Origin of the sequence: Streptomyces sp. NPDC087270 (genome assembly GCF_044744625.1) — a bacterium.
GTDB lineage: Bacteria > Actinomycetota > Actinomycetes > Streptomycetales > Streptomycetaceae > Actinacidiphila.
Genome location: NZ_JBIUYR010000007.1, coordinates 343,883 through 368,294 on the forward strand (window position 1 = coordinate 343,883; position 24,412 = coordinate 368,294).

The following is a 24,412-nucleotide window of genomic DNA, read 5'->3' on the forward strand; positions in this document are numbered from 1 at the left end:
TTGCACAGGGGCGCTGGGGGTGCTCCCCCCGGCTCTGCCGGGGGCAGGCTCTGGGGGAGGGACTGCGCGACAGGCCACCGCGGACCGCGAGGTCCCGCCACCGGCGGACAGGGGCGCACGGGCGCGTCCGGTTGTGTGAGGGAGCGCACAAAGAGGTGGGGGTGGAGCGAGAGCACCGTCGCGTGGCAGACTTGACCGCAGTAGTGACGTTCGCGCACTCCGGGGTCGGTGTAATTCCGAACCGGCGGTTACAGTCCGCGACCCGTCCGCAGCCAGCGGCCGGTTGACCAGGTGAAATTCCTGGACCGACGGTGAAAGTCCGGATGGGAGGCAGTGCGCGGCGGGCGTTCACTCGGGAAGGCCGCCGTAGGAGCGGGTCCGTGCGCAGGCGCGGATCGGTGCGTGCGTGGTCGGTCGTTCCGGCGAGTGGGAGCCCGTCAGTTCCCTCGCCCCGGAGTCCGTGCCTGATGAGGCAGGAGGACCCGGTGGCCACCAGTGCAGAAGCCGACGCGATGCGTCGAGCCGTCGCGCTGTCCGCGCGCGCCCTCGGCGCGACCGCGCCGAACCCCGTGGTGGGCTGCGTGATCCTCGACGCGGCCGGCCGCGTCGCGGGAGAGGGCTGGCACCAGCGGGCCGGCGGACCGCACGCCGAGGTGCACGCGCTGCTCGCCGCCGGCGAGCGGGCCCGCGGCGGCACCGCCCTGGTCACCCTGGAACCGTGCAACCACACCGGCCGCACCGGCCCGTGCGCGAAGGCGCTGATCGAAGCCGGCGTCGCCCGCGTGGTGTACGCGGTGGCCGACCCCAACCGGGTGGCGTCCGGCGGCGCGCACACCCTGCGCGCGGCGGGCGTCGACGTGGCCGGCGGCCTGCTCGGCGAGGAGGCCGCCGCGGTCAACGCGGCCTGGCTCACCTCGGTGCGCAAGGGTCGCCCCTACGTCCGGTGGAAGTACGCCGCCACCCTCGACGGCCGGATCGCGGCCGCCGACGGCACCAGCCGCTGGATCACCTCCGCCGAGGCCCGCGCCGACGTGCACCGGCTGCGCGCCGAGGCCGACGCCGTCGTGGTCGGCTCCGGCACCCTCACCGCGGACGACCCGCACCTGGCGGTACGCGGCATCGACGGCGCCACCCAGCCGCTGCGGGTGGTCGTCGACACGCGGGCCCGTACGACCGCGGGCGTCCGGGTGCTCGACGACGCCGCGCCCACCCTGATCGCCGTCGGCAAGGACGCCGACACCTCCCACCTGACCGCGACCGGCGTGGACGTCGTCCGGCTGCCGTACGCGCCGCAGGGCCGCGGCGTCGACGTGGCCGCGCTGCTCGCCGAACTGCTCGCCCGCGGGGTCCGCTCGGTGCTGCTCGAAGGTGGGCCCACGCTCGCGGGGGCGTTCGTGGCCGCCGGATACATCGACACCGTCACCGCCTACCTCGCCCCGGCGCTGCTCGGCGCCGGCCCCGCCGTGCTCACGGGCGGGGGAATCACCACCATCGCGCGGGCGTTGCGGCTCGACGTGACCGGCGTCGACCGCCTCGGACCCGACCTGCGCGTCACCGCCGTACCCGCTGCCACCGTCGCCAGCGCCGCCACTCCCGCCGACGTCCCCACCGCACCCCAGGAGAGCTGACGTGTTCACCGGAATCGTGGAAGAGCTGGGCGAGATCACCGCCGTCGAGGACCTGGGCGACGCGTCCCGCTTCACCGTAAGCGGACCCGTCGTCACCGAAGGCGCGAAACACGGTGACTCCATCGCCGTCAACGGGGTCTGCCTGACCGTCGTGGACCTGCCCGACGGCGCCTTCACCGCCGACGTGATGGCCGAGACGCTCAAACGCTCCAGCCTCGGCGCGCTCGCCCCCGGCTCCCGGGTCAACCTGGAGCGGCCGATGGCGCTCGGCGGCAGGCTCGGCGGCCACCTCGTGCAGGGCCACGTGGACGGCACCGGCACCGTGCTGGAGCGCGTCCCCGGCGAGCACTGGGAGATCGTCAAGATCGCGCTGCCCGCCGAACTCGCCCGCTACGTCGTCGAGAAGGGCTCCATCACCGTCGACGGGATCAGCCTGACCGTGGTCGACGCGGCAGCGGACTTCTTCACCGTCAGCCTCATCCCGACCACCCTCGCGCTGACCACGCTCGGCATCAAGCAGCCGGGCGACCCGGTCAACCTCGAAGTGGACGTCATCGCCAAGTACGTCGAGCGGATGCTCGGCGGCGCCGACCGCGCCACCGACCGTGACGCCGACCGTGACGCCGACCGCGCGACCGACCGTGACGACGACCGGCGGACGGGGGCCGGCCGGTGAGCATCGTGCACTGGCTGAACAGCCAGGCGTTCACCGCGTTCGACCAGCACGTGGTGTGGTCCGACATGATCGGCAACCTGCTCGGCCTGGCCGCCCTCGCGCTCGGCTGGCGGCGGGCCATGCTGACCTGGCCGGTCCAACTGCTCTCCGGCGTGGTGCTGGTGGCCGCGTTCTGGGGCGCGCACCTCGGCGGCGGAGTCGGCAAGCAGCTCGTGGTGATCACCGTCGCGGTGTGGGGCTGGTTCCAGTGGCGGCGCGGCAGCGGCGGGAGCGCCGGCCGGCTCGCCATCCGCTTCGCCACCTGGCGCGAGCGGGCCGTCCTGGTGCTCGCCACCGGCCTGGGCACCGTGGCGGTCGCCTCGCTCTTCCTCGCCTACCCGAAGCTCTCGTGGAACCCGTGGCCGGACGCCTACATCTTCGTCGGCACCCTCGCCGCGATGTACGCGCAGGCCCGCGGCTGGGTCGAGTTCTGGTTCGCCTGGCTGGCCGTCGACCTGGTCGGCGTGCCGCTGAACTTCCACAGCGGGCTGCCGTTCTCCGGCCTGGTCTACATCATCTACTTCGTCCTGGTGATCGCCGGGATGTACGCCTGGTGGCAGCAGACGCGGCGCACCGCCGGCGAGCAGGGCGGCCCGCAGCCGCGGCAGCCCGTCACCACCGCGGAAGGAGCGACGGCATGACCACCGTGACCGCACCGCACGACCCCTGGCAGCACCGCATCGACAGCGGCGTCCCCGACGGGCCCACCTCGGTCGACGCCTCCGACGGTCTCGACGACCTTGATGACCTCGTGCTCGACCCGGTCGAGCGGGCCATCGCCGACATCGCCGCGGGCCGCCCCGTGGTGGTCGTCGACGACGAGGACCGGGAGAACGAGGGCGACCTCGTCGTGGCCGCCGAGCGGATCACCCCGCAGATCGTCGCCTTCATGATGAACGAGTGCCGCGGCCTGATCTGCGTGCCGATGGAGAGCCCGGAGCTGGACCGGCTGGAACTGCCGCAGATGGTGGAGTCCAACACCGAGTCCATGCGCACCGCGTTCACCGTGTCCGTGGACGCGAGCGGTGCGCACGGCGTGACCACCGGCATCTCCGCCGCCGACCGCGCCGCCACCATCCGGCTGCTCGCCGACCCGGCCGCGCGCGCCGACGACTTCGTCCGGCCCGGCCACGTCTTCCCGCTCGCCGCCCGCCCCGGCGGGGTGCTGGAGCGGGCCGGCCACACCGAGGCGGGCGTCGACCTCGCCCGGCTGGCCGGGCTGCGGCCGGCCGCGGCCATCGTGGAGATCGCCCTCGAGGACGGCACCATGGCCCGGCTCCCCGAGCTGGTGCCCTTCGCCCGCAAGCACGGCCTGGCGATCATCTCCATCGAGGCCCTGATCGCCTACCGCCGCGCCGAGCAGGCCGAGGTGCGCCGCGAGGCCAGCACCCGACTGCCCACCGCCTACGGCGAGTTCCGCGCGTACGGCTACCGCGTCCCCGCCGACGGCGCCGAGCATGTCGCGCTGGTCGCCGGCGACCTCGGCGACGGCACCGACGTCCTGGTCCGGGTGCACTCCGAGTGCCTGACCGGCGACGTCTTCGGCTCGCTGCGCTGCGACTGCGGCCCGCAACTCCAGACCGCGCTGCGCGAGGTCGCCGCCGCCGGCCGCGGCGTGGTGCTCTACCTGCGCGGCCACGAAGGCCGCGGCATCGGCCTGATGTCGAAGCTGCGCGCGTACGAACTCCAGGAGCGCGGCCGCGACACGCTCGACGCCAACCTCGAACTCGGCCTGCCCGCCGACGCCCGCGACTACGCCGCCGCCGCGCACATCCTCACCGACCTCGGAGTGCGCTCGCTGCGGCTGATGACGAACAACCCGGCGAAGTCCGCGGCACTGGTCGGACACGGCCTGGAGGTGCTCTCCCGCGTGCCGATGCCGGTCGTCGCGGGTGAGCACAACGTGCGGTACCTGCGCACCAAGCGGGACCGGATGGGCCACGAACTGCCGTGGCTCGACGGCGAAGCGGCCGTCCCCGGCGCCCTGCCCGAAACCGTCGCGGGCAACAGCACCACCCGAAGCAGCACCACCCGAAGCACTACCCGAGGAGAGAAGTGAGCGGCAAGGGCGCCCCGGAACTGACCGTGAAGAACTGCGGTGACCTGCGGGTCGCCGTCATCGCGGCGCAGTGGCACACCCAGGTGATGGACGGCCTCGTGGACGGGGCGGTCCGCGCCCTGCGCGACCTCGGCATCGAGGAGCCGACCCTGCTGCGGGTGCCGGGCAGCTTCGAACTGCCCGTCGTCGCCAAGGTGCTGGCCGGCCGCGGCTACGACGCGATCGTCGCCCTCGGCGTGATCATCCGCGGCGGCACCCCGCACTTCGAGTACGTCTCGCAGGGCGTCACCGCCGGGCTCACCCAGGTCTCCGTGGAGACCGGAGTCCCGGTCGGCTTCGGCATCCTCACCTGCGACAACGAGGAGCAGGCGCTGGACCGGGCCGGGTTGCCCGGCTCCACCGAGGACAAGGGCCACGAAGCGGTGACCGCCGCGGTGGCCACCGCGGCCATCCTGCGCTCGGTCTCCGAACCGTGGCGGTGACCAGCATCCGAACCATGGCGATGGTCCCCGGGCACTTCCCCGTACGCTAGGGACCACCATGGCTGACAAGACATTCGAGGAGCTGTTCAGCGAGCTCCGGCAGAAGGCCGCCACCGGCGACCCCAGCACTTCCCGCACCGCCGAACTGGTCGGGAAGGGCGTGCACGCGATCGGCAAGAAGGTGGTCGAAGAGGCCGCCGAGGTGTGGATGGCGGCCGAGTACGAAGGTCCGGACGCGACCGCCGAGGAGATCTCGCAGCTGCTGTACCACGTTCAGGTGATGATGGTGGCGCGCGGGATCTCCCTGGAGGACGTCTACGCCCATCTGTGAGCCGGGCGGCACCGTACGCCCGGCGCACCGCGCACGCGCGGCGGGTCCGCGTCTCCCGCGGACCCGTACCGCCGCGAGTCCCCCCCCCGCACCACCGATGAAGCCGGCACGTCCGGCACATCCGCCGTACTCGAAGAACCCGACGAAGAAAAGGAACCCGACCCCATGCTGCGCATCGCCGTACCGAACAAGGGTGCACTCTCCGGACCCGCGGCGGCCATGCTCCATGAGGCCGGCTACCGCCAGCGCAAGGAGTCCAAGGAACTCGTCCTGTTCGACAACGTGAACGACGTCGAGTTCTTCTACCTGCGCCCGCGCGACATCGCGATCTACGTCAGCTCCGGCCGGCTCGACATCGGCATCACCGGCCGCGACCTGCTGCTGGACTCCGGGGCGAGCGCCGAGGAGATCCTGCAACTCGGCTTCGCCCGCTCGACGTTCCGGTACGCCGCCAAGCCCGGCACCGCGAGCGACGTGACCGACCTGGCCGGGCTGACCGTCGCCACCTCCTACGAGGGCGTGGTCGCCAAGCACCTCGCCGACAGCGGCGTGGCCGCCTCCGTCGTCCACCTCGACGGCGCCGTGGAGACCGCGATCCAGCTCGGCGTCGCCCAGGTCATCGCCGACGTGGTGGAGACCGGCACCTCGCTGCGCATCGCCGGCCTGGAGGCGTTCGGCGAGCCGATCATGGAGTCCGAGGCCGTCGTCATCCGCCGCACCGGCGCCGAGCCCGACGACGTCGACGTGCGGAAGTTCCTGCGCCGCCTGCAGGGCGTCCTGGTCGCGCGGCGGTACGTGATGATGGACTACGACATCCGCGTCGAGCAGGTCGAGAAGGCCGTCGCGCTGACCCCCGGGCTCGAATCGCCCACCGTCTCCCCGCTGCACCACGAGGGCTGGGTCGCGGTCCGCGCGATGGTGCCCACCGCCGAGGCCCAGCTCATCATGGACCAGCTCTACGACCTGGGCGCCCGCGCCATCCTGACCACCGGCATCCACGCCGCCCGGCTGTGACGATGCCCGGCGCCCCGGCCGAACACCCCACGGCCGCCGCCGCCGCGCCGGACGACCTGCCGATCACCTTCCGGCCGGTCGTCACCCGTGTGGTGCTGCTCACACTCGCCGTGGCGATCGTCGTGGTGCTGACCAGCGTCGCGGTGCTCATGCCGCATGACGGCGCCTCGCCCTGGAGCAGCGCCGAGCGCGGCACCGTGGTCGGCACGGCCGTGCTGATCGGTGCGGGGCTGACGCTGCTGAGCCGGCCGAAGGCCGTCGCCGACACCAGCGGGCTCACCGTGGTGAACCTCACGGTGCGGCGGCGCCTGGCCTGGGCCGAGGTGCTCGGGGTCAACCTCGGGCACGGCGACGCCTGGGTCCGCCTCGACCTCGCCGACGGCACGACCCTGGCGGTGATGGGGATTCAGCCCGGGATCGCCCGGGGGCGCGCGGTGCGCGACGCCCGGAGGCTGCGTGAGCTGGTGGAAGCGCTGGGCGAGGCCCCGTCCTCGTAAGGGGGCCATCCCCAGGGGGCCGCGGTGCCCCCGCCCCCGGCGCCGGGGCGACCGTCTGTCCCGAGAGCACCCCGTCCCCGCGGGGGCAGCCGTCTTCCGCCGGGTGGGCACCGTCACTTCGCGGGCGCGCCCGCAGTGACTACCCTGGTTCACCAAGCGCACTCGACCGCGCCCACCCACCCCGGCGCCGCCCCGCGCGGCGCCCACCCGAGGAGTGACACTCACACCCCGATGGACGAACCGTCCGGTAGTACTTGCGCCGCCCCTCCCGCCCGGAACTCCCACCGGAAACGCGGGGCGGCGGCCTCATGAGCACCCCGTTGCTGCTGCTCGCGGCAGCATTCGTTCTGATCCTCGCCAACGGCTTCTTCGTCGCCGCCGAGTTCGGCCTGGTGACGGTGGAGCGCCCCGCCGCCGAGCGGGCCGCGGCCGAGGGCGACCGCAGAGCCCGCAGCGTGGTCGCCGCCCTGCGGAAACTCTCCTTCCAGCTCTCCGGCACCCAGCTCGGCATCACCATCACCTCGCTGGTCGTCGGCATGCTCGCCGAGCCCGCGCTCGGCGACCTGCTGGAGGACCCGCTGCACGCCGCCGGCCTGCCGGAAGGCGCCGCCCCCGGCTTCGCCGTGGTGATCGGCATGATGGTCGCCTCCGGCGTGCAGATGGTGATCGGCGAACTCGTACCGAAGAACTGGGCGGTCTCCCGCCCGCTGGCCGTCGCACGGATGGTGGCCGGCCCGCAGCGGGCCTTCTCCAGCGCCTTCCGCCCGGTGATCGAGCTGCTCAACCGCGCCGCGAACCGCCTGGTGCGGATGCTCGGCGTGGAGCCCACCGACGAGCTGGCCTCCGCCCGCACCCCCGGCGAACTGGTCTCGCTGGCCCGGCACTCCGCGCTCGCCGGCGCCCTGGAGCCGGACACCGCCGACCTGTTCGTGCGCACCCTGTCGCTCGGCGACCTCACCGCGGAGAACGTGATGACTCCCCGGGTGCGGGTCAGTGCCCTGGAGGACACCGCGACCGCCGCCGACGTCCTCAACCTCACCCGCGCCACCGGCCTGTCCCGGTTCCCCGTCTACCGCGAGCGGCTGGACGACACCACCGGCATGGTGCACCTCAAGGACGCGCTCGCGGTGGCCGCCGACGCGCGCGACCGCACCCCTGTGTCGCGGATCGCCGTCGCCCCGCTGCTGGTGCCCGAGACGCTGCCGGTCCAGCACCTGCTGGAACTGCTGCGCAGCCAGCAGCCGATCGCGGTGGTCGTCGACGAGTACGGCGGCACCGCCGGCGTGGTCACCCTCGAGGACATCGTCGAGGAGCTGGTCGGCGAGGTCCGCGACGAGCACGACACCGCCGACCTGCCCGAACTCGCCCAGGCGCCGGCCGAGGACGGCCACCCGGCGTGGGCGGCGGACGGCGGCTGCCGGATCGACACCCTCGCCCGGATAGGCATGGCCGCGCCCGAGGGCCCCTACGAGACCGTCGCCGGTCTCGTCGCCGACCTGCTCGGCCGCATCCCCGAGGTCGGCGACACCGCCGACCTGCCCGGCTGGCTGCTGCGCGTCGAGGAGGTCGGCCACCACCGGGCCGAACGCGTCAGGATCGTGCGGACCGCACCGTCAGGACCCGACGACGGACCGGACGACGGCGCCGGCTGCGCCGCGGGCGCCGCGGGTGCTGTCCGTGCCGCCGGCGTCGGGGGCGTCGAGGGAGTCGAGGGGGACGACCACCGATGAGCGCACTCCAACTCCTGTTCGCCGTGCTGCTCGTGCTCGGCAACGGCTTCTTCGTCGGCGCCGAGTTCGCGCTCGTCTCCGTGCGCCGCAGCCAGATCGAGCCGCACGCCGCGGAGCAGCGCGCCGCCCGTACCGTCCTGTACGGGCTGGAGCACCTGCCGCAGATGATGGCCGCCGCGCAGTTCGGCGTCACCGTCTGCTCGCTGACCCTCGGCGCGGTCGCCGAACCGACCGTCGCCCACCTGGTGGAGCCCGCCTTCTCCGCCGTCCATGTCCCGCACGACCTGGTGCACCCGATCGGCTACGTGCTGGCGCTGGCCATCGTGGTCTTCCTGCACCTGGTGATCGGCGAGATGGTGCCGAAGAACCTGGCGATGTCCGACCCGGAGAAGGCCGCGCTGCGGCTCGCCCCCGGGCTGGTCGGGTTCGCCCGGGTCTTCCGCCCGGTGATCGCGGTGCTCGGGTCGTGCGCCCGGCTCATCCTGCGGGCGTTCCGGGTCGAGCCGAAGGACGAGGTCGACGCGGTGTTCACCAGCGCCGAGCTGACCGTCCTGGTCGAGGACGCGCGCGCCGCGGGGCTGCTCGACTCCGACGAGCAGGAGCGGCTGGAGGACGCCCTGGAGTTGGGCACCCGCCCGGTCACGGAGGTCCTGCTCACCCCGGACGAGCTGGTCACGCTCGGCCCGGGGGCCACCGCCCGCGAGATCGAGGCGCTGACCGTGCGGACCGGCTACTCCCGCTTCCCGGTGGCCGCCGGCGCGGACGCCTCCGGCGGTTCCGGCTATCTCGGCTACCTCCACGTCAAGGACATCCTCGACGTCGAGGACCCCGACCAGCCGGTGCCGCAGCGGCTCTGGCGCCCGATGGCCACCCTCCGCGCCGACCTTCCGCTCGACGACGCCCTCACGTCCATGCGCCGCGCCGCCACCCATCTCGCGTCCGTCACCGACGCGAACGGGCGGGTGCTCGGCCTGGTCGCCCTGGAGGACGTGCTCGAAAAGCTGGTCGGCGAGGTCCGGGACCCCGCGCACCGGGCGTCCCCGCGGAAGAACGGGGTGCCGCTCCCGGGCCCGGCCGCCGAAGGCACCTCGCCGGGTGAACTGGTGCGCTGAGCCCTGGCCGCCGGGTCATGTCCCGGACCGCGTCCCCAGGCCCTGTCCCCGGGCCCGGTCCGGCGAGCGGTGCCGCCCGCGGGCGTCACTCCGTCGGGTCGGCCGGGGGCGGGGCCCCGGGGCCCCGCCCCGAGAGCACCTCGCCGTACGCCTGCATGAGGTCCGGCAGGCGCAGCGTGGCCAGCTCGTCGCGGCTCGGTGCGGCCGGGTACTCCGACAGCCGCAGATCCCGATAGGCGCAGCTCTTCTCGTAAAGGGTCCGCAGTAAGCGCCCGTTGCCGAGCTCGTCGACCCATCCCTGGTCGACGACATGCCCGCTGATCGCGCCGAGTTCGTCGAGCGCCTCGTCGTCCCACCGGTCGCCGTTCTCGCCGGCGAGCACCTCACCGATCCGGGTCAGCTCCTGCGGACGGTAACTGGGGAAGTCCACCCGGGTGGTGAAGCGCGAGCTGAGTCCGGGGTTCGCCGCGAGCAGCCGGTCCATGCCCTCGGGATAGCCCGCCAGGATCACCACGAGCCGGTCCCGGTTGTCCTCGGCGCGCTTGAGGAGCACCTGGAGCGCCTCGTCGCCGTAGGCGTCGCCCTTGCTGTAGCCGGAGTTGGACAGGGCGTACGCCTCGTCCACGAAGAGCACCCCGCCGAGCGCGGAGTCGATCAGCTCGTTCGCCTTCACCGCGGTCTGCCCGAGGAACTCGCCGACCAGGTCGGAGCGTTGGGCCTCGACCAGGTGATCGCCGCCGAGCAGGCCGAGGGCGTAGAAGACCCGGCCGAGGATACGGGCGACGGTGGTCTTGCCGGTGCCGGAGGGGCCGGAGAAGACGAAGTGCCGTTTCGGCGGCTGGACCGGCAGGCCCTGCCCGGCCCGCAGCCGGGCCATCCGCAACTGGGCCGACAGCGCCCGCACCTGGCGCTTGACCGGCTCAAGACCGACCATCCGGTCCAGTTCGGCGAGCGCCTCGGCGAGCAGCACGGAGTCGGAGCCGCCGAGCGGCAGTCCGGCCGCGCCGGTGGCCGCCGCGCCGCCGGCCGGCGGCGCGGACCGGTCGCGTACCGCGTCGTCCAGCGGCCCGGACATCAGCAGTGACTCGTCCAACTCGGCGTCGGGGCCCGGGCCGGTGGCCGCCGACGGGTCGGGCGGGAAGTCGACGGGGTAGCCGCCGTCCGGGTCGCCGCCTTCGGGCACGGCCTGGCCGCCACCCCCGGCCAGCGAGACCGCGGCCAGTCCCGCGCCCTCGTCGAGGCCGTCGTCGGACTCGTGGATCGCGGCGAGCCGGGCGGAGGTGTCCATGAAGGACGCGTCGACCCGGTGCACGGCGCGGTAGAGCGGTACGGCGGCGGCGCTGCGGCCGGTGCCCTCGTAGGCCCGGGCGAGCCAGTAGCGCAGCTCCTTGCGCTGCGGCTGCTCGCTGCGGCAGCGCATCAGCGCGGCGGACAGCAGCGGTTCGGCCTGGCCGCACATCTCCAGCCGGACCCGGGCCATTCCGCCGAACAGCCCCGCCTCGATGCCGAGTACGGTGTCGCCGAGCAGCGGTTCGGTGTGCCGGACCAGCCGCTCCCAGTCCTTGACCAGGTAGGCGCGGCAGGCGTGCAGGAAACGCACCTGCGGGTCGGTGTCCACCGGCGGGCAGTCGGCCAACGCCCGGTCCAGTTCGGCGACATGGCGGCCGTCGAGCCAGTGCGAGGCGTGCGCGAGCAGCAGGTCGCGGCTGGTCTCCAGCACCGGCTGCACCCACCAGCCCAGCCAGTACCAGGAGTTGAGGGTGCGGCGGTGGGCGGCGCGCTGCTCGCCGAAGCGGTCGCGGTGCCGGTACATCTGGAGCAGCGCGGTGGAGGTGTCGGCGCGCAGCGCGTGCAGGCCCAGCCACGCGTCGGCCATGCCCGGGTCCAGCCGGACCGCGGTCCTGAACTCCTCCTCGGCCTGCACGTAAGCGCCCATCGTGTACGCGTCCACCCCGCGCAACCAGGCCAGATCGGCCGGCGCGCCCGGGCGGTCGGTGCCGAAGTCCATCAAGTCCCCACCACTCCGTCCCCCCGCCTCGCGGACACGCACGCCCCAACCCGTGGCCAACGGGCGGGAGTTGAGCAGACTGCGATACCCCCCAGGCACCGCACCGACCCCTTCGCGCATCGTACCCGCGATGGTCCGATCACCGTAGGGTGCCGAGGCAAGCGGGACGGGGGAGCACGGCGTGCCGGGGGAGGGGACCTTGAGGTGCCGTGTCGTCACGGTGGGTGAGGAGAAGGGCGCGCCGACAGCGTGGCGAACGGCGCGGAGAGCAGGACGAAGCCCCCGATCACGGGGGAACAATCGGGGGCTCCGTGTCTGCTGAGCGGCTGCGCAACGCCGCTGGTTGAAAACGTAATCTCTCGATACCCGGCCGGTCAAGCGATCGCGGAAGCCCGTTCGTGACGAGATCGCGCGCGGTCGCCGATCACTTGCGATCACTCGCCGACCGGGTCCGACCGGTGCGGGTCCGGCCGTCGGGGTCCGCAGCGGGCAGGCATCGGATGCTCACCGACCGTAGCGGTCGGCGGGGTTCGGGTGCTGCGCCGCGCGGGCCGCGGGGCCCGGGGTGAACCGGTAGCCGCCTTCCTGGTCCTGGTGGACCAGGAGGTCGGCGTACGGGCGGGTCGGGTCGGCGGCGAAGTGCGCGTCCTCGGCGGCGGTCCAGCCGGTCCAGAACGGGGTCAACTCCGGCCCGTCCCGGCGCAGTCCGCGCCGCCGCGCCTCGGCCGGGCCGACCTCCAGCCACAGCACCAGCGCGAGGTGGGGCCGCAGCGCGGCCCGGCCGGTGCCGACGCCTTCCAGCACGACGCACGGCGCCGCGTCCACCGTCTGCTCGCCCGCGAACCGGCGCGCGTGCCAGTCGTAGACCTCGTGCACCGCGCCTCGGCCGGCGCCGAGCGGGCCGAGCACCTGCGCCGCCAGCCGGCCCGTCCAGTCGAACGGCTGCTCGTGCGTGGCCAGGTCGTCCGTGTGGACGACCGGGCTGCCGCCGAGCGCCGCCGCGAGGTGCCTGGCGAGGGTGGTCTTTCCGGCACCCGCGTGACCGTCCACCGCGATCAGCCGGGTCCGGCCGCACGACGGCGCCAGGCCGCCCATGCCCGCGGCCATCTCCGTCAACGTCATATCCGCCACCCCGCGACCATACGGCCCGCCTCGCCGAGCCGCCCGCCCGGCGCCCCCGCGGGGGAGCGGCTGCCGCAACGGTGGGCCCGCGCCCCGGGCCCCCGGTCTCGCGTCGGGCACCTTCCCGGGCCGGGCACCGCCCCGCATGGGGCGCCGTCCCGCGTCGCACCGCCCCGCATGGGGCGCCGTCCCGCGTCGCACCGCCCCGCATGGGGCGCCGTCCCGCGTCGAGCCGGCCGAAACGGTCGGACGTCCTTCCGGCGCGGCGCGGCGCGGCCGTCTACCGTAGGGGGGTGAGCGAATCCACCGGCAAGGCCGGCGCAGCCGAACTGTTTCCGCCGGAGCGACTGGCCCGGGCCCGCCAGGCCGCCGAGGACGCCGGGCTGGACGCCCTCCTCGTCTCCCCGGGCGCCGACCTCCGCTATCTGACCGGGTATCAGGCCCTGCCGCTGGAACGGCTGACGTGCCTGGTGCTGCCGGCGGCCGGCGACCCGTTCCTGGTGGTGCCCGAACTGGAGAAGGCGGCCGCCGAGGCGTCCCCGGCCGGCGCCCTCGGCGTGGAGATCACCGGCTTCGCCGAGACCGACGACGCGTACGCGATGATCGCCCGGCGACTGCCGCCGCACGTCACCCGTTTCGCGGTCGACAACCACATGTGGGCCGAGAAGCTGCTCGCCTTCCAGGCCGCGCTGCCCGCCGCCCAGGCGGGCCTGGCCGGTGACGTGCTGTCGGTGCTGCGGATGCGCAAGAGCCCCGCCGAGGTCGAGGCGCTGCGCCGGGCGGGCGCGGCGATCGACCGGGTGCACCGCCGGATCGGCGAGTGGCTGCGGCCCGGCCGCACCGAACGCGAGATCGGCAAGGACATCGCCGACGCGATCATCGCGGCCGGCCACGCCACCGTCGACTTCGTGATCGTCGGCTCGGGACCGAACGGCGCCAGCCCGCACCACGAGGTCTCCGACCGGGTGGTGAAGTCCGGCGACCCGGTGGTGGTGGACATCGGCGGCACCACCCCCGACGGATACTGCTCGGACTCCACCCGCACCTACGCGGTCGGCGAACCGCCCGCCGCCTTCCGGGAGTTGTACGAGGTGCTGCTCGCCGCCCAGACCGCGCAGACGGACGCGGTGCGCCCCGGGATCACCGCGGAGCAGCTCGACGCGGTGGGCCGGGACCGGATCGCCGCGGCCGGGTACGGCGAGCACTTCATCCACCGCACCGGCCACGGCATCGGCCTGGAGACCCACGAGGAGCCGTACATCGTGACGGGCAGCGCCCGGCCGCTGGAGCCGGGGATGGCGTTCTCGGTCGAGCCGGGGATCTACCTGCCCGGCCGGTTCGGCGCGCGCATCGAGGACATCGCGGTGTGCACCGAAGAAGGCGGCGAGCGGCTCAATCTGACCGGGCGTGACCTGGTGGTTCTTCCCGGGTGACCGCCAGTGGTCCAGTCCAATATTGATCGGTCTGGGAACACGGCACCCCTGGTGGAACGACCCGGTCAGCGACGATAGTGGTCGGCACCCACCGTGCCCCAGCAGGGCCCGGACGGGCCATCTCCCGTTCACGTCGAGGGGAACCGAGGTACCACCCATCATGACCAGTAACGCGCCCCGGCGTGCCGTGCTGACCGCCGCGCTCGCCGCCGCGGCCGGCGTCGCCGCCTCGAACGCGCAGACCGCTTCCGCCGCCCCGGCCGCCGCGCCGGCCGGCACCGGGACCGCCGCGGGGCGGGCCGCGCACAGCGGCGGCAAGGGCGGCGCCGCCGCGGCCGACCCCGCGCCGGTCGACTACCACGGCTGGAGCACCTACCCCGACTGGCTGTTCGGCGAGCACCAGGGCACCCTCCCGGTGCCCGGCTCCCGCCCCGGGGTGCGGATCGTCCGCCCGGCCGGCACGTCGGACTACACCGACCCGCACACCGGCAAGACCGCCACGTACGAGTACGCCTCCTGGACGTCGCCGGCGCGCAAGCTCCCGCACCCCGCCACCGAGCTGGTCTCCTCGTGGAACGCGCGGACGCCCGCGGGCACCTGGATTCAGGTGGAGCTGCTGGGCACCTACACCGACGGCACCGCCACTCCGGCCTACGTGATGGGCCGCTGGACCTCCGGCGACAGCGACGAGGACATCCGCCGCACCTCCGTCGACGACCAGGGCGACGACACCAGCAGCATCTACACCGACACGTTCTCGATCGACGACGCCACTGCGGGCAAGCTGCTCGCCTCCTACCGGCTGCGGGTCACCCTCTACCGCAAGCCCGGCAGCCACGACACCCCGACCGTGTGGCGGGTCGGCGCGTTCGCCTCGAACATCCCCGACCGCTACACGGTGCCCGCGTCCGTGCCGAGCCTGAAGGGCGCCGTCGAACTGCCGGTGCCGCGCTACTCGCAGGACATCCACAAGGGCCAGTACCCGCAGTACGACAACGGCGGCGAGGCGTGGTGCAGCCCCACCTCGTCCACCATGTGCATCGAGTACTGGGGCCGCGGCCCGACCGCGGCCGACCTGGCCTGGGTGGACCCCTCCTACGCCGACCCGCAGGTCGACCAGGGAGCCCGCTACACGTACGACTACCAGTACGAGGGCTGTGGCAACTGGCCGTTCAACGCGGCCTACGCGGCCACGTACAAGGACATGCAGGGCGTCGTCACCCAGTTGCACTCGCTCAACGACGCGGAGCGGCTGATCAAGGCCGGCATCCCGGTGATAACGTCACAGTCGTTCCTGGCCAGCGAGCTGGACGGGTCCAACTACAGCACCTCGGGCCACCTGATGTGCATGGTCGGCTTCACCGCCGAGGGCGACGTGATCATGAACGACCCGGCGAGCGAGAGCGACGACGCGGTGCGCAACGTCTACAAGCGCGCCCAGTTCGAGACGGTGTGGCTGCGGACGAAGCGGATCACCGCGACCGGCTCGGTCGGCTCCGGCTCCGGCGGCGTGGTGTACCTGTACTTCCCGGCGAAGCCGAGCCCCGGGCAGAAGCGCGCGCTCGCCTCCGTCGGCGTCGTCTGAGTCCCTTCGACGGCTGGACGGCTGACGGCTCCACAGCTGACGGTTCGACGGCATGACGGCTGACGGCACGACAGCTGACGGTTCGACGGCACGACGGCTCCAGGGCCCCGGTCCCGCGTCTTCCGCGGGGTCGGGGCCCTTTTCACGTGGTCCAACTGGTAGAGACCAATTTGTGGATTGACCCAAAGGTCTGGACCAACCTATTGACGTGTTCGGATCATCGCAGGAACCTGCTGCCACGTTCCCCCACAGGAGGTCCGACGTGAACCGTCTCAAAGCCCTCGGCACGGGAGTGGCCGCCGCGGTGCTCGCCGTCGCCGGGCTGGGCACCGCCGCCGCCCTCGGCACCGGCCAGGCCAGCGCGGCACCCACCGCGAGCGCGCTCGGCAACAACTGGTACGCCGCCGCGCCCTATCTGATGCCGCTGGACAACGACCCGCCGGACGCCACCGCGATCATGGACGCCACCGGGCTCAAGGCGTTCCAGCTCGCCTTCATCCTCGCCCCCAACGGCGGCGGCTGCAGCCCCACCTGGGGCGGCACCAACGCGGTCTCCTCGGACACCTCGGTCGCGAGCACCATCGCCGCGATCCGCGCCAAGGGCGGCGACGTCTCCGTCTCGATCGGCGGCTACGGCGGCACCAAGCTCGGCCAGGCGTGTTCCGACGCGGCCTCGACCGCGGCCGCGTACCAGCAGGTCGTCACCAAGTACCAGCTCAAGGCGATCGACTTCGACCTGGAGGAGCCGGAGTACGAGAACACCGCGGCGGTCGCCAACGAGCTGGGCGCCGCCCAGATCCTGCAGCGGAACAACCCCGGCATCTACATCTCGGTCACCACCGCGGGCACCGCGGCCGGCACCGGCTGGTTCGGCCAGCAGATGCTCAACGAGGCCAAGTCGCTCGGCTTCACCCCGAACAACTTCTCCATCATGCCGTTCGACGGCGGCTTCAGCGGCGCCGCCTCCCAGACCGCGGCCCTGACCGCGTTCAACGGGCTGCTCCAGAGCACCTTCGGTTGGGACGCCGCCACCGCCTACGCCCACGAGGGCTTCTCCGGCATGAACGGCCGCAGTGACTCGGGGGAGTACTTCTACCAGGCGGACTTCCAGACCGTGCTGGACTACGCCACCAGCCACGGCATGGGCCGCTTCACCTTCTGGTCGCTCAACCGCGACCGCCAGTGCACCCCGCCGGACAACAACGGCACCACGTCCGGTACGTGCAGCTCGGTTCCGCAGGGCGCCTGGGACTTCGCCAAGTACTCCGTGAAGTTCGCCGGCGCGACCCCGCCCACCGACCCGCCGACCACGCCGCCCACCACCCCGCCCACCAGCCCGCCGGGCGGCGGCGACTGCGCGAGCGTGTCCGCCTGGAGCGCGTCCGCGGTCTACAACGGCGGCGACGAGGTCTCGTACGGCGGCCACAAGTGGCTCGCGCAGTGGTGGACCACGAACGAGCAGCCCGGCACCACCGGTGAGTGGGGCGTGTGGAAGGACGAGGGCGCCTGCTGAGCCGTCAGGGCCGGCGCACGCGCCGGTCGCAGCACTGATCCGCACGGATCTCGAAAGCCGAGGTCGGGCCCGTGGCGCGCTTGCGCCACGGGCCCTTTCGGCTGGGTGCGCATCTCCGCACGTGCGCGTTTTCGCATATGCACATGCCGGTGGTAGCCGACCAAAACGGACCTCGCTTTTCCGGTTATGTGCTTCACTCCGAACATGTGATCAGTAACCTCGGTTGAGCATCCGGGAGTCTGCCCGATCCGGCCGTGCCCGCCTGCCGTGTCCGCACTCCCCCCGACCTGGAGACACCGACCGTGACCGAGCGACCGTCCTGGGCCCCGCAAGGCATCGACATCACCGTGCCGAGCGTGTCCCGGATCTACGACTACTTCCTGGGCGGCTCGCACAACTTCGAGGTCGACCGGGAAGCGGCTCGGGTCGCGCTCAGCGCGCTGCCGGGGATACCCAAGATCGGCCAGGCCAACCGGGCCGTCATGCGCAGGGCGGTGGACTTCGCCCTGGACCGCGGGATCACCCAGTTCCTGGACATCGGCTCGGGCATCCCCACCTTCGGCAACGTCCACGAGGTCGCCCAGGCCGGCCACCCCGGCGCCCGCGTCGTCTACGTCGACAACGACCCGGTCGCGGTCGCCCACAGCCGCGCCGTCCTGGACGGCAACGACGACGCGACGATCGTCGCCGCCGACCTGCGCGACCCCCGGTCGATCCTCGACGCCCCCGAGACCGGCAGGCTGCTCGACCTGTCCCGGCCGGTCGCGCTGATGCTGGTGGCCGTCGTCCACTTCCTCGCCGACGACGACCGCCCCGCCGAACTCATCGCCACCCTGCGCGACGCGCTGGCCCCCGGCAGCGTCATGGTCATCACCCACGCGACTGTCGAGTACGGCCCGACGCCGGCCGGCCAGCGCGGTGTCCAGAAGGTCTACCAGCGCACCAGCACCCCGCTGATCATGCGCACCGCCGCCGAGTTGGAGCCCTTCTTCGACGGCTTCGACATCGTGGAGCCGGGCATCGTGCCGTTGCCCTTCTGGCGGCCCGACACCCCGCCGGCCGACGACGACGACCCGTCGGTGCTGCACGGCCTCGCCGGTGTGGGGCTGAAGGCGTGACCGCCGAGCCGGCCGGGGACGCGGCGCGGCGGGCCGGCGGGGAGCCGGCCGCCGCGTCCGGAAGCGTATCCGGGAGCGTGACCACGAGCGCGTCAGGGAGCGCGGCCGCGGCCGAAATCGGAGCGTCCGGCGCCACCGGAGCCGTCGACGGGAGCGGGGTCACCGCCGCAAACAGAGCCCGAGCCGCAACCGCGGTGCCCGCCCGGACGGCAGACACCGCCCGGACGGCGGGCCCCGCCGAGGCGGAGGCGGGCGCCGAGGCGGAATCCGCCGCCGAAGTGGAAGCCCACGCCGGGACGGAGGGTTCCGCGCAAGCCCAAGCGCAAGCTCAAGTGGAGGCGGAGGCGGAGGCGGAGGCCGAGGCGGAGGACAACCTGCGCAGGTTCGCCGCCATATGGGGCCGCGCGGTCTACCCGCTGACCGCAACCTCCATGACGCGGGCCGAACTGGAGTCGTACCTGAGGCCGTTGGCCCGCGTGCTCAGCGACGCGCTGAGCGCCGACCGGTTCGACCCGCGCGCCGCCGTGCCGGTCGGTGCCGCCCTGGTCGGCGCGCACTGCACCGACCCCGAGGCGCTGCCCAGCATCCTCGGCATCATCGACGCCTATCTCGTGCTGTACTGCCCGCCCGGCGGCGGCCTGCCCGCCGACGAGGCGCGCGCCCGCTGCTCCCGCCTCCAGCACGCCGTCGCCGTCGGGTTCTCCCAGGCGCTGCGCGAACGCACCCTGAACGAGCAGGAGTCCATCTCCCGGGCCGCGCTGGCCGCCCAGGCCGACGCCGAACGCGCGCTGGCCGCCAGCGAGGCCCGCTTCCGCGCGGTCTTCGAGGGGGCCGCCGTCGGCATCGGCATCGCCGACCTGGACGGCCGTGTCGTGGAGGTCAACGACGCGCTCAGCCGGATGTTCGGCGGCGAGAAGCACGTCATGCAGCGCACCGTCTCGGAGTGGGCCCACCCCGACAACGCGGCGACCACCGTCGCCCTCAACGGCGAACTGGTCCGCGGCGAACGCGACGGCTACCACATCGAGAAGGCGTACCCCCGGGCCGACGGCTCCGTGCTGTGGGCCAACCTCCAGGTCTCCCTGCTCCGCGACGCCACCGGCAGCCCCCAGTACCAACTCGCCCTGCTGGAGGACATCACCGAGCGCCGCCAGCTGCTGCACCGGCTGCGCCACGAGGCCACCCACGACGCCCTCACCGGCCTGCCCAACCGCGCCCTGTTCTTCGAACGGCTCGACCAGGCACTCGCCGCGACAGCCGAGACCGACGCGCCCGGGGTATCCGCCGCGACGGCGGCCCCCGCCTCGCCCGAGCAAGGCGCCGACGGCGGCACACCGGGCGACCGCTCACACCGCGCAGCCGCCCCGGCGACCGGCGCCCCCACCGCCCCCACCGCCTCCACCGACGGCGGCGGTACGGGCCCGGGCCGCCGGATCGGCCTGTGCTACCTCGACCTCGACGGCTTCAAGGCGGTCAACGACAGCCTCGGCCACGCGGTGGGCGACCAGCTCCTGGTCGCCGTCGCCGAGCGGCTGCGGGACTGCCTGACCACGCCCGACCAGCTCGTGGCCAGGATCGGCGGCGACGAGTTCGTCGCCCTCTACACCGACCCGCCGAGCCTGGAGGCCGTCACCGATCTGGCCGGCCGCATCCTGTCCGCGCTGTCCGCGCCCGTGCTCCTCGACGGCCGCGAACTGCCGGTGCACGGCAGCATCGGCATCGTGCTCACCCCGACCGCCTCGCACGCCGCCGCCGACGTGCTGCGCAGCGCCGACATCACCATGTACCGCGCCAAGGAACTGGGCGGCAACCGCTACGAGGTCGCCGACCCCGACGCCGACGCCCGCGCGATCACCCGGCACAGCCTCACCAACCGGCTGCCGGGCGCCCTGGAGCGCGGCGAGTTCTTCGTGGAGTACCAGCCGCTGATCGGGCTCAGCGACGGCGTGGTGCACGGCGCGGAGGCCCTGGTCCGCTGGGGCCACCCGGTGCACGGCGTGCTCGGGCCGGACCGGTTCATCCCGCTCGCCGAGCACACCGGGCAGATCGTGCCGCTCGGCCGCTGGGTGCTGGAGCAGGCCGTCCGGCAGGCCGAGGTGTGGCAGCGCAGCCACCACGGCGCACGCGCCCCCCGGGTGAACGTCAACCTCTCGCCGATCCAGCTGCACCACCCCGACCTGGTCGCCGAGGTGACCCGGGTGCTGGACGACAGCGGGCTCGCCCCGGAGTCGCTCTGCCTGGAGGTCACCGAGAGCGCGCTGATCGGCGCCGACCAGGACGCGTTGAAGCCGCTGCGCCGGATCGCCGACCTCGGTGTCGAGATCGCCCTGGACGACTTCGGCACCGGCTACTCCAACCTCTCCTCGCTGCGCTGGCTGCCCGTCAGCGTGCTCAAGCTCGACCGCGCCTTCTCCCGGGGGATGAGCCACCACCCCGCCGACCCGGTCGACCTGAAGATCGTCGAGGGCATCGTCTCCCTCGCGCACGGCCTCGGCCTGTCCGTCACCGTCGAGGGCGTCGAGACCAGCGCCCAGGCCGACTACCTGCGGGACCTGGGCTGCGACACCGGCCAGGGCTGGTTCTACGGACGTCCCGCCCCGCCCGAGCAGTTGGGCACCCTCCTGCTCGCCGACGCCAGCTGAGGCCGCCCGCGCCGGCGCCCGGCCGGTTGGTCGGCGGGCCGGCGGCCGGCCCGTGACGACCGGTCAGTTCTGCTTGGTGAACGTGTCGGGCGCACCCACCGACTGGCCGCCGCTGAAGTCGGCGAGCCGCAGCGTGTCGCCGCCGCTGTCGATGCTGAGGGTGTAGATCCGGCCCTGGACGCACACGGTGCCGCTGGACGGGTCGGACGGGGCGCTGGCCACCGCCTGGAAGATCACGGTGGAGCCCTCCTGCTCGCTGAAGCTGAGCGTGTCGGTGCAGCCGATGTCCTGGCCGGAGAGCAGCGCGGTGACGTGGGTGACCTCCTTGCCGACCACGCTCCCGCGCGTGCCGCCGGTGAGGGTGAGGGTGACCTTCGTCTTCCCGGTGACCGAGGCCAGGCCGGGACCGACACCGGACCAGGTGCCGATCCAGGAGGAGGGCAGCTTGTCGCCCGAATCGGAACCCGAATCGGAGCCCGAACCGGAGCCGGAGTCGCCGCTGCCGGTGGAGCCGCCGGCCGCGCCCGTTCCGTTCGTGGTCGCGGTGGCCGAGGTGGTGGGCGCGTCCGCGTTCGAGCCGTCGCCGGAGCCCGTGTGCTGCCGCCAGCGGTGCACCGCGAGGGTGCCCACGACCACCAGGACGACGGCGACCGCCGCCGCGGCGACGACCGTGGTCCGCCGGCCCCCGCCGCGGTTCGGGCCGCCGGGCGAGCCGTGGGCGGGCGGTGCGAGCGGTTGCCCGGGAGGGCCCTGAGCCGGCTGCCCGGTGGCCGCCGGCGGCCCCTGGTAGGCCGGGTGCCGGAACGTCGTGGACGCCGGACCGTAGGGCGTGGTGGCCGCCACCGGCGGGGCGCCGGACGCGGGCGGAGCGGCCGGGGGCGCCGTCGCGGGCTTGGCCGGCGGCTCGGCGGGACCGGCGGGGCCCGGGCCGGCGTCGGGCGCCGGCGGATCGCCCAGCGTCGCCCGCATCTCCTCCTCGCGGGCGGCCAGTTCGTCGGGCAGCCCCGGCGGCAGGTGCCCGGACCAGGGCGACGGCGCGGCAGCCGCCCCGCCCGGTCCGCGCAGCAACTCGGCCGCCCCCAGCGCGGTCGGACGGTCCGCGGGGCTCTTGGCCAGCAGCGCGGTCAGCGCCGGCAGCAGCGCGGCGGGCACTCCGCTCAGGTCCGGCTCCTCGTGCACCACGCGGTACAGCAGCGCCGGCGTCGAGGCGGTCTCCCCGGGGTGGTTGAACGGGCCGCGGCCGGTCGCCGCGTAGACCAGCACCGCGCCGAGCGAGAACAGGTCGCCGGGCTCGGCGGAGGTCCCGGAGGCCGCCTGCTCGGGTGCCATGTAGCCGGGCGAGCCGATCATCGCACCGGTGCTGGTGTGCCGGGTGTCCTCGGCGGCACGGGCGATGCCGAAGTCGATCAGCAGCGGACGGGCCCGCGGCAGCAGGACGTTCGACGGTTTCACGTCACGGTGCGCGAGCCCGGCGTGGTGCACCGCGTGCAGGGCCTCGCACAGCTCCACGCCGAGCGCCGCCACGCTGTCGCCGGGCAGCGGCCCGTGCTCGCGCACCCAGTCCGCCAGCGACGGCGCGGCCACGTACTCGGTCGCCAGCCACTGCGGGCTCGCGCCGACGGGGGAGTAGTCGACCACGGCGGCGGTCCACGGCGAGCGCACCCGGTCCGCGTTCCTGATCTCGCGGGCGAACCGCTCGCCGAACGCCGGGTCCAGGCCGAACTCCGCGCGGACCGTCTTCAGCGCCAGCGGCCGCCCCGCGACCGTGCGGGCCAGGTAGACCTGTCCCATCCCGCCCGCTCCCAGCCGTGCGAAGAGCGGATACCCGCCCACCGAACGGGGATCGGCCGCCCCCAAGCTCTCCATGCGCAGCAGCGTACGTGGCCCTTCCGCTTCGTTCGCCGGCATCCGCCAGGATCACCCGCGACCGCCCGGACCACCCGGGCACCGAACCAGGGGACGCGGTCGGCCGCCCGCGCGGTTGCGGACCCGCCGGGGGGCTTGTGGCGGGGAATCGCCTGTGACGGGGACGCCGCCGTACGGCATACTCCATCCGCCGGACCCGTTGATCACCATTGCCGCGACCCGGCGTGGGAGACCGCGACGGGATCGGGGTAGTTCTCACCGGACGGCTCCACCACACCCAGGCGAGGGGCCGCCGCCACCCCACAGGGAGGAAGTGCCGTCATGCCCCAGCAAGGCCCGCAGCCGGTCGAAAGGCAGCTGCCCACCGATGAGGCCCGCTTCCTGCTCGACCTGACCCGCGACCTGGCCCGGCGCGAGATCGCGCCCGCCGCGGACTCCGAGGAGGAGGCCGGGCGCTTCCCGCGGGAGACCATGGCCCTGATCGGGAGCTCCGGACTGCTCGGCCTGCCCTACGCCGAGGAGCACGGCGGCGGCGGCCAGCCGTACGAAGTCTACTTGCAGGTGCTGGAGGAGCTGGCGGCCGCGCGCCTGACCGTGGGGCTCGGTGTCAGCGTGCACACGCTGGCCTGCCACGCGGTGGCCGCGTTCGGCGGCAAGCAGCAGCGCGCCGACCACCTGCCCGCGATGCTCGGCGGCGAACTGCTCGGCGCCTACTGCCTGTCCGAGCCGACCTCCGGTTCCGACGCGGCGAGCCTGCGCACCCGGGCCGTGCGCCATGGCGACTCCTGGACCATCGACGGCACCAAGGCGTGGATCACGCACGGCGGCGTCGCCGACTTCTACACGGTGCTGGCCCGCACCGGCGGCGAGGGCGCGCACGGCATCTCCGCCTTCCTCGTGCCCGGCGACGCGTCCGGGCTGAGCGCGGGCGCGCCCGAGCGGAAGATGGGCATGAAGGGCTCGCCGACCGCCCAGATGCACTTCGACGGGGTCGAGGTGGCCGACGAGCGGCGGATCGGCGAGGAGGGCCAGGGCTTCGCGATCGCACTGGCCGCGCTCGACGCCGGGCGGCTGGGCATCGCCGCGTGCGCGATCGGCGTGGCGCAGGCCGCGCTCGACGCCGCGGTGGGCTACATGGGGCAGCGCCGCCAGTTCGGCCGCCCGATCGCGGACTTCCAGGGGCTGCGGTTCATGCTCGCCGACATGGCCACCCGGGTCGAGGCGGGCCGCGCGCTCTACCTGACGGCGGCTCGACTGCGCGACGCCGGGCAGGACTTCAGCGCGCGGGCGGCGATGGCGAAGCTGTTCTGCACGGACACCGCGATGCAGGTCGCCACGGACGCGGTGCAACTGCTCGGGGGATACGGCTACACCGCGGACTTCCCGGTCGAGCGGTACATGCGCGAGGCGAAGGTGCTGCAGATCGTCGAGGGCACCAACCAGATCCAGCGGATGGTGATCGCCCGGCACCTGGTGGGACCCGAGTCCCGCGACTAGCGTCCCGCGGCGGGGGGTACGGCTTCCCGCCGTGGGCCGTGTCGACAGCGCTCGCGGTGA

19 protein-coding genes and 1 riboswitch are annotated in these 24,412 nt (G+C 73.7%); of the genes, 16 read left to right on the plus strand and 3 right to left on the minus strand.

The window, feature by feature from the left end:
• Positions 1 to 210: 210 nt before the first annotated feature.
• Positions 211 to 341: riboswitch (FMN riboswitch) on the plus strand.
• A gap of 144 nt (positions 342 to 485) precedes the next feature.
• From ribD to ACIPAE_RS17155, 10 genes are all read left to right on the plus strand, one after another.
• Positions 486 to 1,628 (plus strand): bifunctional diaminohydroxyphosphoribosylaminopyrimidine deaminase/5-amino-6-(5-phosphoribosylamino)uracil reductase RibD, encoded by a 1,143-nt coding sequence (gene ribD / locus ACIPAE_RS17110; protein WP_329371705.1) that lies wholly within the window; start codon positions 486 to 488, stop codon positions 1,626 to 1,628.
• Position 1,629: 1 nt separating this feature from the next.
• Positions 1,630 to 2,304 carry a riboflavin synthase gene (locus ACIPAE_RS17115; protein WP_402445832.1) on the plus strand — a complete coding sequence of 225 codons (675 nt, stop codon included), beginning with the start codon at positions 1,630 to 1,632 and terminating at the stop codon, positions 2,302 to 2,304.
• A complete protein-coding gene (locus ACIPAE_RS17120; RefSeq protein WP_329371709.1) occupies positions 2,301 to 2,984 on the plus strand; it encodes a nicotinamide mononucleotide transporter family protein in 684 nt (227 codons plus the stop codon). Before ACIPAE_RS17115 ends, ACIPAE_RS17120 begins: the two co-directional genes overlap by 4 nt.
• Positions 2,981 to 4,402, plus strand: coding sequence for a bifunctional 3,4-dihydroxy-2-butanone-4-phosphate synthase/GTP cyclohydrolase II (locus ACIPAE_RS17125; RefSeq protein ID WP_402445836.1), 1,422 nt, complete (start codon positions 2,981 to 2,983; stop codon positions 4,400 to 4,402). Before ACIPAE_RS17120 ends, ACIPAE_RS17125 begins: the two co-directional genes overlap by 4 nt.
• Positions 4,399 to 4,884: a 6,7-dimethyl-8-ribityllumazine synthase gene (gene ribH, locus ACIPAE_RS17130; RefSeq protein WP_328461401.1), complete on the plus strand. Its 486-nt coding sequence runs from the start codon at positions 4,399 to 4,401 to the stop codon at positions 4,882 to 4,884. The genes ACIPAE_RS17125 and ribH overlap by 4 nt, the downstream gene beginning before the upstream one ends.
• A gap of 58 nt (positions 4,885 to 4,942) precedes the next feature.
• Complete coding sequence (locus tag ACIPAE_RS17135) at positions 4,943 to 5,215, plus strand: phosphoribosyl-ATP diphosphatase (protein WP_103887687.1); 273 nt, start codon at positions 4,943 to 4,945, stop codon at positions 5,213 to 5,215.
• A 165-nt stretch (positions 5,216 to 5,380) separates the two neighbouring features.
• On the plus strand, positions 5,381 to 6,229 hold the full coding sequence (hisG, locus tag ACIPAE_RS17140; RefSeq protein WP_328461400.1) for an ATP phosphoribosyltransferase: 849 nt from the start codon (positions 5,381 to 5,383) through the stop codon (positions 6,227 to 6,229).
• A 2-nt stretch (positions 6,230 to 6,231) separates the two neighbouring features.
• Entirely contained in the window at positions 6,232 to 6,726 is a 495-nt protein-coding gene (locus ACIPAE_RS17145) for a PH domain-containing protein (RefSeq protein ID WP_402445840.1), read from the plus strand.
• 308 nt (positions 6,727 to 7,034) lie between these two features.
• Positions 7,035 to 8,456 (plus strand): hemolysin family protein, encoded by a 1,422-nt coding sequence (locus ACIPAE_RS17150; RefSeq protein ID WP_402445843.1) that lies wholly within the window; start codon positions 7,035 to 7,037, stop codon positions 8,454 to 8,456.
• Entirely contained in the window at positions 8,453 to 9,568 is a 1,116-nt protein-coding gene (locus ACIPAE_RS17155; RefSeq protein WP_329371715.1) for a hemolysin family protein, read from the plus strand. The genes ACIPAE_RS17150 and ACIPAE_RS17155 overlap by 4 nt, the downstream gene beginning before the upstream one ends.
• Positions 9,569 to 9,653: 85 nt before the next feature.
• Here ACIPAE_RS17155 and ACIPAE_RS17160 read toward each other — a convergent pair whose 3' ends face one another.
• Positions 9,654 to 11,576 carry an AAA family ATPase gene (locus tag ACIPAE_RS17160; protein ID WP_402445846.1) on the minus strand — a complete coding sequence of 641 codons (1,923 nt, stop codon included), beginning with the start codon at positions 11,574 to 11,576 and terminating at the stop codon, positions 9,654 to 9,656.
• 504 nt (positions 11,577 to 12,080) lie between these two features.
• On the minus strand, positions 12,081 to 12,698 hold the full coding sequence (locus ACIPAE_RS17165; protein ID WP_402445849.1) for a uridine kinase: 618 nt from the start codon (positions 12,696 to 12,698) through the stop codon (positions 12,081 to 12,083).
• A gap of 293 nt (positions 12,699 to 12,991) precedes the next feature.
• Between ACIPAE_RS17165 and ACIPAE_RS17170 the strand changes: the two genes are divergently transcribed.
• The 5 genes from ACIPAE_RS17170 (at position 12,992) to ACIPAE_RS17190 (ending at position 20,989) form a co-directional block, all read left to right on the plus strand.
• Positions 12,992 to 14,131 carry a Xaa-Pro peptidase family protein gene (locus ACIPAE_RS17170; RefSeq protein WP_366410075.1) on the plus strand — a complete coding sequence of 380 codons (1,140 nt, stop codon included), beginning with the start codon at positions 12,992 to 12,994 and terminating at the stop codon, positions 14,129 to 14,131.
• A gap of 160 nt (positions 14,132 to 14,291) precedes the next feature.
• A complete protein-coding gene (locus ACIPAE_RS17175) occupies positions 14,292 to 15,716 on the plus strand; it encodes a C39 family peptidase (protein WP_329371719.1) in 1,425 nt (474 codons plus the stop codon).
• A 262-nt stretch (positions 15,717 to 15,978) separates the two neighbouring features.
• Positions 15,979 to 17,229, plus strand: a complete 1,251-nt coding sequence (locus tag ACIPAE_RS17180) for a carbohydrate-binding protein (protein WP_329371721.1) — start codon at positions 15,979 to 15,981, stop codon at positions 17,227 to 17,229.
• A 302-nt stretch (positions 17,230 to 17,531) separates the two neighbouring features.
• Complete coding sequence (locus ACIPAE_RS17185; RefSeq protein ID WP_329371723.1) at positions 17,532 to 18,347, plus strand: SAM-dependent methyltransferase; 816 nt, start codon at positions 17,532 to 17,534, stop codon at positions 18,345 to 18,347.
• A gap of 332 nt (positions 18,348 to 18,679) precedes the next feature.
• Positions 18,680 to 20,989, plus strand: a complete 2,310-nt coding sequence (locus ACIPAE_RS17190; protein WP_402445855.1) for a putative bifunctional diguanylate cyclase/phosphodiesterase — start codon at positions 18,680 to 18,682, stop codon at positions 20,987 to 20,989.
• A gap of 63 nt (positions 20,990 to 21,052) precedes the next feature.
• Here the strand turns inward: ACIPAE_RS17190 and ACIPAE_RS17195 are convergent, their stop codons facing one another.
• Entirely contained in the window at positions 21,053 to 22,855 is a 1,803-nt protein-coding gene (locus ACIPAE_RS17195; RefSeq protein WP_402445857.1) for a serine/threonine-protein kinase, read from the minus strand.
• Between the two features lie 321 nt (positions 22,856 to 23,176).
• Between ACIPAE_RS17195 and ACIPAE_RS17200 the strand changes: the two genes are divergently transcribed.
• Positions 23,177 to 24,352, plus strand: a complete 1,176-nt coding sequence (locus ACIPAE_RS17200) for an acyl-CoA dehydrogenase family protein (RefSeq protein ID WP_329371729.1) — start codon at positions 23,177 to 23,179, stop codon at positions 24,350 to 24,352.
• Positions 24,353 to 24,412: the final 60 nt, after the last annotated feature.

What these genes read in the sequence shown, in the direction of transcription:
- ACIPAE_RS17160 (WP_402445846.1), bottom strand. Translation starts at nt 11,576, where the DNA reads ATGGACTTCGGCACCGACCGCCCGGGCGCGCCGGCCGATCTGGCCTGG.
- ACIPAE_RS17175 (WP_329371719.1), top strand. Translation starts at nt 14,292, where the DNA reads ATGACCAGTAACGCGCCCCGGCGTGCCGTGCTGACCGCCGCGCTCGCC.
- ACIPAE_RS17145 (WP_402445840.1), top strand. Translation starts at nt 6,232, where the DNA reads ATGCCCGGCGCCCCGGCCGAACACCCCACGGCCGCCGCCGCCGCGCCG.
- ACIPAE_RS17165 (WP_402445849.1), bottom strand. Translation starts at nt 12,698, where the DNA reads ATGACGTTGACGGAGATGGCCGCGGGCATGGGCGGCCTGGCGCCGTCG.
- ACIPAE_RS17135 (WP_103887687.1), top strand. Translation starts at nt 4,943, where the DNA reads ATGGCTGACAAGACATTCGAGGAGCTGTTCAGCGAGCTCCGGCAGAAG.
- hisG (WP_328461400.1), top strand. Translation starts at nt 5,381, where the DNA reads ATGCTGCGCATCGCCGTACCGAACAAGGGTGCACTCTCCGGACCCGCG.
- ACIPAE_RS17150 (WP_402445843.1), top strand. Translation starts at nt 7,035, where the DNA reads ATGAGCACCCCGTTGCTGCTGCTCGCGGCAGCATTCGTTCTGATCCTC.
- ACIPAE_RS17195 (WP_402445857.1), bottom strand. Translation starts at nt 22,855, where the DNA reads ATGGAGAGCTTGGGGGCGGCCGATCCCCGTTCGGTGGGCGGGTATCCG.
- ACIPAE_RS17155 (WP_329371715.1), top strand. Translation starts at nt 8,453, where the DNA reads ATGAGCGCACTCCAACTCCTGTTCGCCGTGCTGCTCGTGCTCGGCAAC.
- ACIPAE_RS17200 (WP_329371729.1), top strand. Translation starts at nt 23,177, where the DNA reads ATGCCCCAGCAAGGCCCGCAGCCGGTCGAAAGGCAGCTGCCCACCGAT.
- ACIPAE_RS17125 (WP_402445836.1), top strand. Translation starts at nt 2,981, where the DNA reads ATGACCACCGTGACCGCACCGCACGACCCCTGGCAGCACCGCATCGAC.